This window comes from Gorillibacterium massiliense, from assembly GCF_000455485.1.
GTDB classification, from domain to species: domain Bacteria; phylum Bacillota; class Bacilli; order Paenibacillales; family NBRC-103111; genus Gorillibacterium; species Gorillibacterium massiliense.
Window position 1 is genome coordinate 91,439 of the sequence record NZ_CBQR020000141.1, and the last position, 8,962, is coordinate 100,400.

Annotated in this window: 9 protein-coding genes; 7 read left to right on the forward strand and 2 right to left on the reverse strand. The window is 55.1% G+C overall.

Annotated features, from left to right (window positions below; genetic code table 11):
* The first annotated feature begins 1 nt into the window (after position 1).
* The 7 genes from TJ79_RS18855 (at position 2) to TJ79_RS26145 (ending at position 7,450) form a co-directional block, all read left to right on the forward strand.
* Positions 2 to 913 carry a glycosyltransferase gene (locus TJ79_RS18855; protein WP_040951881.1) on the forward strand — a complete coding sequence of 304 codons (912 nt, stop codon included), beginning with the start codon at positions 2 to 4 and terminating at the stop codon, positions 911 to 913.
* Positions 914 to 918: 5 nt separating this feature from the next.
* Positions 919 to 2,283: an oligosaccharide flippase family protein gene (locus TJ79_RS18860; protein WP_040951908.1), complete on the forward strand. Its 1,365-nt coding sequence runs from the start codon at positions 919 to 921 to the stop codon at positions 2,281 to 2,283.
* Between the two features lie 104 nt (positions 2,284 to 2,387).
* Positions 2,388 to 3,353: a polysaccharide pyruvyl transferase family protein gene (locus TJ79_RS18865; protein ID WP_040951909.1), complete on the forward strand. Its 966-nt coding sequence runs from the start codon at positions 2,388 to 2,390 to the stop codon at positions 3,351 to 3,353.
* A gap of 42 nt (positions 3,354 to 3,395) precedes the next feature.
* Positions 3,396 to 4,790 carry a sugar phosphate nucleotidyltransferase gene (locus TJ79_RS18870; RefSeq protein ID WP_040951882.1) on the forward strand — a complete coding sequence of 465 codons (1,395 nt, stop codon included), beginning with the start codon at positions 3,396 to 3,398 and terminating at the stop codon, positions 4,788 to 4,790.
* A gap of 30 nt (positions 4,791 to 4,820) precedes the next feature.
* On the forward strand, positions 4,821 to 6,155 hold the full coding sequence (locus tag TJ79_RS18875; RefSeq protein WP_040951883.1) for a UDP-glucose dehydrogenase family protein: 1,335 nt from the start codon (positions 4,821 to 4,823) through the stop codon (positions 6,153 to 6,155).
* Between the two features lie 46 nt (positions 6,156 to 6,201).
* Positions 6,202 to 6,333: a hypothetical protein gene (locus tag TJ79_RS28475; protein ID WP_272944757.1), complete on the forward strand. Its 132-nt coding sequence runs from the start codon at positions 6,202 to 6,204 to the stop codon at positions 6,331 to 6,333.
* A 259-nt stretch (positions 6,334 to 6,592) separates the two neighbouring features.
* On the forward strand, positions 6,593 to 7,450 hold the full coding sequence (locus TJ79_RS26145; RefSeq protein ID WP_052339748.1) for a hypothetical protein: 858 nt from the start codon (positions 6,593 to 6,595) through the stop codon (positions 7,448 to 7,450).
* A 1-nt stretch (position 7,451) separates the two neighbouring features.
* Here TJ79_RS26145 and TJ79_RS18890 read toward each other — a convergent pair whose 3' ends face one another.
* Entirely contained in the window at positions 7,452 to 7,820 is a 369-nt protein-coding gene (locus TJ79_RS18890) for a helix-turn-helix domain-containing protein (RefSeq protein WP_040951886.1), read from the reverse strand.
* Between the two features lie 122 nt (positions 7,821 to 7,942).
* Positions 7,943 to 8,779, reverse strand: a complete 837-nt coding sequence (locus TJ79_RS18895; RefSeq protein ID WP_040951887.1) for a patatin-like phospholipase family protein — start codon at positions 8,777 to 8,779, stop codon at positions 7,943 to 7,945.
* Positions 8,780 to 8,962 lie beyond the last annotated feature (183 nt).

The window sequence follows — 8,962 nt, forward strand, 5'->3', positions numbered from 1 at the left end:
CATGAAAGCAACGGTTGCGATATGCACCCATAACCGGGGAAAGGACACGGGCGAGGCGGTTGAGAGCGTGATGCGGCAAAGCTATCCCGCTGCAGAGATTGAAATCGTCGTGGTCGACAACGGCTCGACGGACGATACCCCCGAGGTGGTGCAAAGCCTGCAAAAGCAATATGGCCCGCGCATCCGTTATATCCGGGAAGACCGGCTGGGCTTGTCCGTCGCCCGCAACCGGGCGATCGGCGAAGCCCGGGGTGAGATCATCCTGTTTCTCGACGATGACGCTATCGCCTCCAGGGATTGGGTGCGGCATATCGTGGAGGTGTTCGAACAGGATGCGGCCATCGGCTGCGTCGGCGGCAGAATCGACCCCATCTGGGAAGGCGGGGAACCGGATTGGGTCCCTGAGGAGCATAGATCGGTGTTCACCGTCCTGGATTACGCGGACGAGGTGACCGAAATGCCTCCGCCACACATTCCGTATGGAGCCAATGTCGCCTTCCGGCTCAGCGTGTTCAGGCAGATTCAGCCCTTTCGCGAGGACTTGGGCCGGGTAGGCCGGAAGCTTTTGTCCAGCGAGGAAAGCGAGCTGATCGCCCGCATGCGCGAGCATTATAAAGTCTATTACACGCCGTGTGGCGCAGTCAGCCATAAAGTCTCCCGGGAGCGGACGACAAAAAAATGGTTCCTGAAGCGGATGTTCTGGCAGGGGGTAGGCGATGCCGTGCGGAGTCAGGACCACAGTTATGTGGCCGTACTCAAACATTCGGTTCGCATGCTGCAGGCGGTGGGAGCGTCTCTTATCTCCATTTTCTACTTTAAAAGCTTTAAAAGCTTCATCCGCCAGATCGTGAAAATCTGTTACCGCAACGGATCGCTTGTCGGCATCCTGCGTTACAGCGGCAAGGGTGGTTGATGGGCATGGAACAAGTTGCGGTAAAGGCTGGTAGCGGATGGAAAAGCAAAGGGCTCGTGCAGACGATCATGCGCACAAGCGCAGCCAATTTGCTGGTGATGGTTATCAGCACCTTGACCTCCATCGTCACCGCCCGCATGTTCGGGGTTGCCGGGAAAGGGGAGTTTTCCGCTATCCTGTTTTGGCCGACTCTTTTGGCCGGATTGGTCGGGTTCGGGCTGCCGACCTCGCTGATCTACAACATGAAAAACAACAAAGACGCCGGTATTGGCGCGGACTTCGTCAGAGCCGGCTTCCTTTTTCAAATCCCGGTGAGCGTGGTAGTGGGCGTTGTTTCCTGGACCTTTCTCCCGCATTGGTTGGGGAATTACCCGGACGCCGTCGTCAATACGGCCAGATGGTACACGGTGACGATGCTGCCGGTGTTGCTTGCGGTCAACCTGATTTCGGCTCTCGCCCAAAGCACAGGCAGATTCAATATTTACAACGGCGTGCGGCTGTACATTCCGCTGTTCAATCTGGTGGGACTTCTGGTTCTCTGGCTGGCCGGCAATCTGAATTTGCATCTTGCTTCCGGCGTTTTTCTGGTGACAAGCGTTGCGGTGATCGTGTGGTCGCTGTACAGCATCCGGGATTCCTTAAAGATTCCGTGGTTCCGGGGATTGGGAAACCGGGTGGCGGCGAAGGCGCTGTTCGGCTACGGCAGCAAAGTGTTCGGAGTGGAGCTGCTCGGTACTCTGTACGGGCAGTTCGACAAGCTGATGATCCTGTCGCTTTTGACGGCAAGGGACTTGGGCTTGTACACCGTGGTCTACGCGCTGTCCCGGGTATTTAACGTCGTGCAGACGGCTATCGCCAACGTCATTTTTCCCCAGGTTACAGGGATGGACAAGGATAAGATCATCGCAACGGTTGGCCGGGCCTTCCGGCTGTCGATGATCCTGATGACCATCGTCGTCATTCCGTGCATGTTCATCGGCCGCTTTCTGATGGGCGTGCTCTTTGGCGCGCCGTTTTTGGAAGCGAGCACGGCCTTTTACCTGCTGTCCATCGAATGCATATTGGGCGGTGGATCGTGGATTTTGGCATCCGCCTTTAACGCCATGGGACGTCCCGATTTGGTGCTGGTCCGGCAGTTGATCGCCCTGGCGGCGACCATCGGCTTGTTCTTCCTGCTGACTCCCCTCTACGGGTTGAACGGCATAGCTCTTGCCTTGATCATCGGCGCCGTCATTCGTTTGGCGGTAACGCTGACGTCCATGCGCATGGTCTTTCAGGTGAGGCTGCGAAGCTTGATGTTTGCGGGAGATGATTTCCGCTTTTTGCTGGACCGCGTGAATGCCAAGCTGAAAAGACGAGACAAACGATAACGGCGCTAGAGGCGCTGTTTTTTTGAACATGAAAGAGGTGAGGAAGGGTGCTGGCGGAAAGAGAGCTGCTAGGAGAGATACCGGTTGGACCGGAGATTCACCCGATGGAAGGATTGAAGCGCCGGCTGGATGGCATTTTGCAGGCCATTCCTCCGGGCTCTAGCATTTACTATGTGGATTATCCCGTTTATAACAACGGCGGGGACTTGTTGATCATGAAGGGAGCGGAGGCGTTTTTCCGGGACCATCATATTCAGGTGCAAGCCCGTTACAGCGCCTTGAATTTTCCCGACAAGCTGAGCATCCCCAAAGGAACGATTATCGTCCTTCAGGGCGGCGGCAATTTCGGCGATCTTTACCCCGTTCATCAAATGCTGCGGGAAAAGATTGTGGCCGACTATACCGGGCACCGGATCGTCATTCTGCCGCAGACGATTTTTTACCGTAAGGAATCGGAGCTCAACTATACGGCCAGCATCTTCAACCGGCATCCCGATGTACATCTCTTCGTCCGCGATACTTTATCCTATGAACTAGCCTCTGAGCGGTTTCACTCGTGCCATATTAGGCTTTCGCCGGACATGGCGCACCAGCTATGGCCGATAAAGCCGATGGCTAGACCGCAGAAGGACCTTTTGTTGTTCCTGCGCACGGATATCGAAAAAGCCGGGGGAGAAGGGTGCGCGGAAGAACCGAACAATCGGGCTGGCGGCGGGGATTTCCTGGATTGGGCGACTCTTTACAACCGGCTGGAGCGAAAAGGAATCAACGTCATCGGACGCTTGATGAAAAAAGGCAGTGCGACTGCTCTGCTGGACGCCATCTGGGGAAAATACAGCGATTATCTCGTGAATAAAGCAATCCGGCGCTTCAGCGGCTACCGCAGCGTGGAGACGTCTCGGCTGCACGGCCATATTTTATCGTGTTTGCTGGATAAGCCGAATACGTTATTAGACAACTCCTACGGCAAAAACTCCGGCTATTTCCACACCTGGACACGTGGCGTCGAGTCCGCTCGGTTGGTGTCGGAGAGCGTTCCACCGCAGCTAGAATCACAGCGTTCGGTTTAGGCGCATGTAACGTTTTAACTAATTCCAGCAGGAGGTGGCAAGATGAAATTGGTGATTCTGTCGGGAGGTTCGGGAAAACGGTTGTGGCCGCTTTCCAACGAATCCCGCTCGAAGCAATTTTTGAAGGTGTTGGAAAACGATAATGGCGAACTGGAATCCATGGTGCAGCGGGTGTGGCAGCAGCTTGACCGATCCGGTCTTCGCCGAGATGCTTACATTGCCACCGGCGAAGGCCAGGTAGAGATGATGTACAGCCAATTGGGCAGCGAAATCGAGATCATCACCGAGCCGGAGCGGCGGGACACTTATCCGGCCATTGCCTTGGCCGCCGTTTATCTCTACTCCGTCGTCGGCGCGAGCTTAGACGAGACCATCGTCGTCATGCCCGTCGATCCTTATGTGGAAGATACTTTTTTCGAGAAAACGAAGGAATTGGAACGGGTGCTGGCCGCTTCCGGCGCTGATCTGGCGCTGATGGGTGTGAAGCCCACGTATCCGTCGGAAAAATACGGCTATATCGTTCCCGTAGCACCGTCTGATGGAGGAATGGCGAAGACAGTAGAAGGCAACGAAGATTTTTTCACCGTCCATAGCTTTAAAGAAAAACCCCGCAAGGAAGAAGCAGAAGCCATGATCGAACAGGCGGCGCTTTGGAATTGCGGCGTTTTTGCTTTTCGGCTGGATTTCCTCATCAACCTCTTGATTGTAGGCGGTCACCCTATCCAATACGAGGAGATGGCGAAGAAGTACAGCACGCTGCCGAAAACGAGCTTTGACTATGAAATCGTCGAGCGGGCGAGCCGAATCGTCGCGCTGCCTTACGAAGGGGAATGGAAGGACCTCGGGACGTGGAACACCCTTACGGAGCAGATGGATACTCCGGTCATCGGCAAAGGAATCATCGGAGGTGTTTCCAGTAATACCCACGTGGTGAACGAGCTGGACATCCCCATTACCCTGTTGGGGTTATCTGATGTGGTTGTGGCGGCAAGCCCTGACGGGATTTTGGTGGCGGACAAGTCAGCCAGCCCGATGATCAAGGAAGTGATGAAGCATGACGACCAGCGTCCGATGTACGAGGAGCGCCGGTGGGGCAGCTATCGGGTGCTGGACTACTTGAAATATCCCGACGGCCGGCAGGTGCTGACCAAACGGATCTGCGTCGCATCCGGCCAAAATCTCAGCTACCAATACCATCAACTGCGGGATGAGGTGTGGACGGTGATTTCCGGTCATGGCGAGATGGTGATGAACGGCGACTTCCGGACGGTGCGGACAGGAGACGTTTTGGTTATTTCCCGCAACAACCGGCACAGCCTGCGGGCGGTGACGGAAATGGAAATCATCGAGGTGCAAACGGGAACCAAGCTGGTGGAAGAGGATATTGTCCGGCTTGCTTTTGATTGGAACGAAATTATTCAGCTTCGCCATGCATAAACGGCGCAGCGAGCGAAGGAGCGCGAAACTATGAACATAACAGTAATCGGAACCGGATATGTCGGACTTGTTTCAGGCGTTTGCTTCGCCGAACTGGGCAACCGGGTTATCTGCGTGGACAAAGATTCCAGCAAAATCGAGGTGCTCAATGCGGGTGGCTGCCCGATCTACGAACCGGGGTTGAAGGAATTGGCCGTTTCCAACCGGGCGGCGGGGCGGCTCAGCTTCACCTCCGACTTGGCGGATGCGGTACGCCAGTCGGAAGTGGTTATTCTGGCGGTGGGCACTCCGCCGTTGCCGAGCGGCGAAGCGAATCTGGCCTATATCCAGGAAGCGGCGCAGGAAGTGGCGGCGGCCATGAACGGCCGTAAGATTATCGTAATCAAAAGCACGGTGCCTGTCGGCACCAACGAACGGATCGCTGAGGTTATTCGTTCCCGTACGAAGCAGCCTTTCGACAGCATCTCGCTGCCGGAATTTTTGCGGGAGGGCTCGGCGATCAAGGACACGATGGCTCCCGACCGGATCGTCATCGGCGCGGATAACCCCGAGGCGGCGGAGATCATGGTCCAGCTGCATAAGCCGTTGACGGAAAAAATCGTCGTCACGGATATCCGCAGCGCGGAGATGATCAAGTACGCCTCCAACGCCTTCCTCGCCACGAAAATTTCGTTCATCAACGAGATCGCGAATATCTGCGAGAAGGTCGGCGCCGACGTCACCCAGGTGGCGGGTGGCATGGGCTTTGACAAACGCATCGGCCCCTCGTTTTTGAACGCGGGAATCGGCTACGGCGGCTCGTGCTTCCCGAAGGACACGCGGGCGCTGATCCAAATCGCCGGCAACTACGACTATCAGTTCAAGCTGCTGCGCTCCGTCGTGGAGGTGAACCAAGACCAGCGGTTCAACGTCATCCGCAAGCTGAACACGGTGTTCGACGGGGAGTTTGTGGGCAAAACCGTGGCGGTATGGGGGCTTTCCTTCAAACCCAACACCGATGACGTGCGGGATTCACCGGCACTGGACATCATCGGCGAGCTTTTGGACTTCGGGGTGAGAGTAAAGGCCTATGACCCGATAGCCATGGACAGCTTCCGCGAACTGTTCGGTCGAAGCGGAGTCGAATGGTGCGGCAGTGCAATGGAAGCCGCCCAAGGCGCGGATGCCCTTTGCCTCTTGACGGAGTGGGAGGAATTTGCCAAGGTGGACCTGTTCCAGTTGCAGCGGGTTTTGCAGCGTCCCATTTTGATCGACGGGCGCAACGTTTTCGACGAGAAGCATTTGCTCGGAACGGACTTCGTCTACTACTCCGTCGGCCGGCCCAGCTTGAACCAGGGCGTCAAGGAACGGGTGCCGGTTTTGTGACGCCAAGCACCGCACGAAGCTCCAAGCGCACGGTGCTTGGCGTCACTTGACGGTGGTCAATCACATTCGTTTCGACGGGCTGGCAGAGCGCCATAACCGGACGGAATCGCGCGTTTTGTCCGTGCGGCTGCTAACCGGTTTGGGTGAGACCACGTACTGCCGATATGGCAACCGTTAACCGATCCGGACAGGACCGCACTTCGCCTTATCGCTGTTGCAGAATCTGCAACGGAATTTCCAAATAATAGTTGAATTGCTCATCCCCATTGTAAAAAGTGCAGGAGAATGCGCGAACGTTGCTGTATTTTGCAGTCATCGCCCCATTCTCTTGTACAAAATACAATGGAAACAGCGGGAATAGGTGAGACTCCCCGATTCTCCTGTACAAAATGCAATAGCGACAAAGCGCAAATGGTACAGAAAGAGGTGAACAAACAATGGGAAGACACCGCATTCGCAAGAAACGCAGACGCCGGTTTACGAAAGAATCGGCCGTCAATACGGCATTAGCCGCTCTTACGGTCATTTTGATTTTGGTGTGGGCGGGGTTATATTGGCGGAATTCGCAGGATAAAACGTTGTCTGCTCCTCCTTCATCGACAACGGCAGGTGATACCTTGGATACAAGAGAGCTTTTGCAGCTGGGGGATGATACGAAGCTTCCACTTTCAAGCGGCGATTCCGGGGGTGAAGCGGGGGCAATGGCCGGCGGTGATACCGGGGATGCTGGCGGTTCAGACGTTGGTGCGGGAGCTACGAGCGCACCAGGTGAGGCAGCCGTGGAAACGGGAACAACGGGAGCCGGGGCGAACGGAGCAGGAGTGCATGGGGAAAATGCCTCTGCAACTGGCGCGGTTGAAGCAACGAAAACGCCGGGAACAGCAGAAACACCAAACGCAGCGGGAGCGGGCCATTCGGCAGGCACAGGATCAAATCCGCAAGCAGGTGCTGCTAGCGCAGCCGTAAAAACGGAAGATTACAATCAAGAAATCGCAAAGGTGCAAACAAGCTGCATGGAGGATACGGCGAAGATCGTAAGCGGGGTTGAATCAAGCTTCAAGCAGTTGAACCGGCAGGACCCGGTAGCGCTGAAAAAATGGAACGATCAAGTGCGATCTGAGTTTGCCGCCGCGGAATCAGCCTGCGACGCAGCTTTTACGAAGCAGATCGCCCTGGCTGAGGGAGATGGTGTACCGGAAAAAACGATAAAGGAATGGAAGCAAGCTTATGCGGTCGCCAAGCTGAAGCAGCAACAGGAAACAGAGGACCGGTTGGTGCAAATCGTGCAGAGGTAGGTTACTGTTCTTTTGATGTCCCGGCTCCGGGCTCCCGGTCGCGCAACACCCGTTCCAGCATGATACGGATCAGGTCGATATCGTCTTTTTCCAAAGGGACTCCGTCCCAGTGCAATTGCTCGTAACTTAAATATTCTTTGGCGTTGTGATTCATTTCCGCCGGTGGTTCCGGATAGTCGGTCAGTCCCAGCAAGTAATCGGAAGACGTGCGCAGCTTGCGGGCGATCGTCTGAATGGATTCCAGCGTCGGCTCGCGGTATCCCGATTCGTAGCCGGCGTAGGTACTTTTGGCCACGCCTACATAATCGGCCACTTCCTGCATGGTCAATTTTCTCTTTTTCCGCAACTCCTTTAGCCGTTTCGCGAACATCCTCTTGCCCCCGTATTCAATCCTAGTCCATAGTATCCATATTGTAGCATGTCGCCCAGTTGTTTGCACAAAAACGGACATGGAAAATATAGCATCTCGGCCCGGAATGATGGCGGGCGGCGTTATTGAAACAGTCCGTGGATGCTCGCCATCTTTTCCATCGCTTGGTCGTAGCCTTCCTGACAGTTGGCTCTCAGGTTGTCCAAATCTTTTTCAAAGCTGTTCAAATTCCCCTGGGGGCGAAGAATGACGGCCCGGCCTTCCCTCTCCAATTCCTCGCAAAATTCCACCGTTTCGTTGTATTTGGCGTATCTCGTCACGAGAACCTTCTCCAAGTGGGGGTATTTGCGCCTAAGCAGCTTGCCTACCATTTCGTTCCGCTTGCTGTACACCTTCCTGTACCCTTTGGGTTGGGTCAACACGATGAGGTGCTTCTCGTTCCCGTCCTCAATGGCTTTGTGGATAGGAATCGGGTCGCAGATGCCCCCGTCGTAATAGTCATTGTCGCCTATTTGAATCGCGGGAAAATAGATGGGCAGGGCGCAGGTGGCGCGCAGCATCATATACCGTTCATCCGCTTCCAAACCGTCGATGTACTCCGGCTGGCCGGTCTTCGCATTGGTGACCCCGACGAGCAAGCGCCCCTCGTACCTTTTAAAAGTGTCCGTGTCGAAAGGAATCAAGCGGCCGGGAACCTCCCCGAAAATAAAATCCAGTCCGAACAAGCTCCGGCACCGAAAAAAATTACGCACCCCGATATAGCGGTTGTCGTGGCGGTATTTTTCGAGAATCTCCAGGTTGCGCCTTTTCTGCTTGGAGATGTAGGAATAGCCGTTGCTGATCCCCGCAGATACTCCAATACAATAAGGAAACATTAAGTCTTCGTCCAAAAGGGCGTCCATCACGCCGGCGCTGAAGATCGCGCGCAGCGTGCCCCCTTCCAATATCAAGCTGGGCATTCTCTTCACCCCCGGATCATCGTCTATTCGTAAAAAGAATCCTAAACCATAGTCTAGCGAAGCAGCCGGACATAAGCAACCTCTTGGACATATGGGAATTGGCAAACAAAAAGAGCCCCCTAGCAAGATGGCTGCAAGAACATCATATCGCAGTCATCTTGCTGCGCAAGTGGCTCAAGAAAA

What these genes read in the sequence shown, in the direction of transcription:
- TJ79_RS18860 (WP_040951908.1), top strand. Translation starts at nt 919, where the DNA reads ATGGAACAAGTTGCGGTAAAGGCTGGTAGCGGATGGAAAAGCAAAGGG.
- TJ79_RS18875 (WP_040951883.1), top strand. Translation starts at nt 4,821, where the DNA reads ATGAACATAACAGTAATCGGAACCGGATATGTCGGACTTGTTTCAGGC.
- TJ79_RS18870 (WP_040951882.1), top strand. Translation starts at nt 3,396, where the DNA reads ATGAAATTGGTGATTCTGTCGGGAGGTTCGGGAAAACGGTTGTGGCCG.
- TJ79_RS18855 (WP_040951881.1), top strand. Translation starts at nt 2, where the DNA reads ATGAAAGCAACGGTTGCGATATGCACCCATAACCGGGGAAAGGACACG.
- TJ79_RS26145 (WP_052339748.1), top strand. Translation starts at nt 6,593, where the DNA reads ATGGGAAGACACCGCATTCGCAAGAAACGCAGACGCCGGTTTACGAAA.
- TJ79_RS18890 (WP_040951886.1), bottom strand. Translation starts at nt 7,820, where the DNA reads ATGTTCGCGAAACGGCTAAAGGAGTTGCGGAAAAAGAGAAAATTGACC.
- TJ79_RS18865 (WP_040951909.1), top strand. Translation starts at nt 2,388, where the DNA reads ATGGAAGGATTGAAGCGCCGGCTGGATGGCATTTTGCAGGCCATTCCT.
- TJ79_RS18895 (WP_040951887.1), bottom strand. Translation starts at nt 8,779, where the DNA reads ATGCCCAGCTTGATATTGGAAGGGGGCACGCTGCGCGCGATCTTCAGC.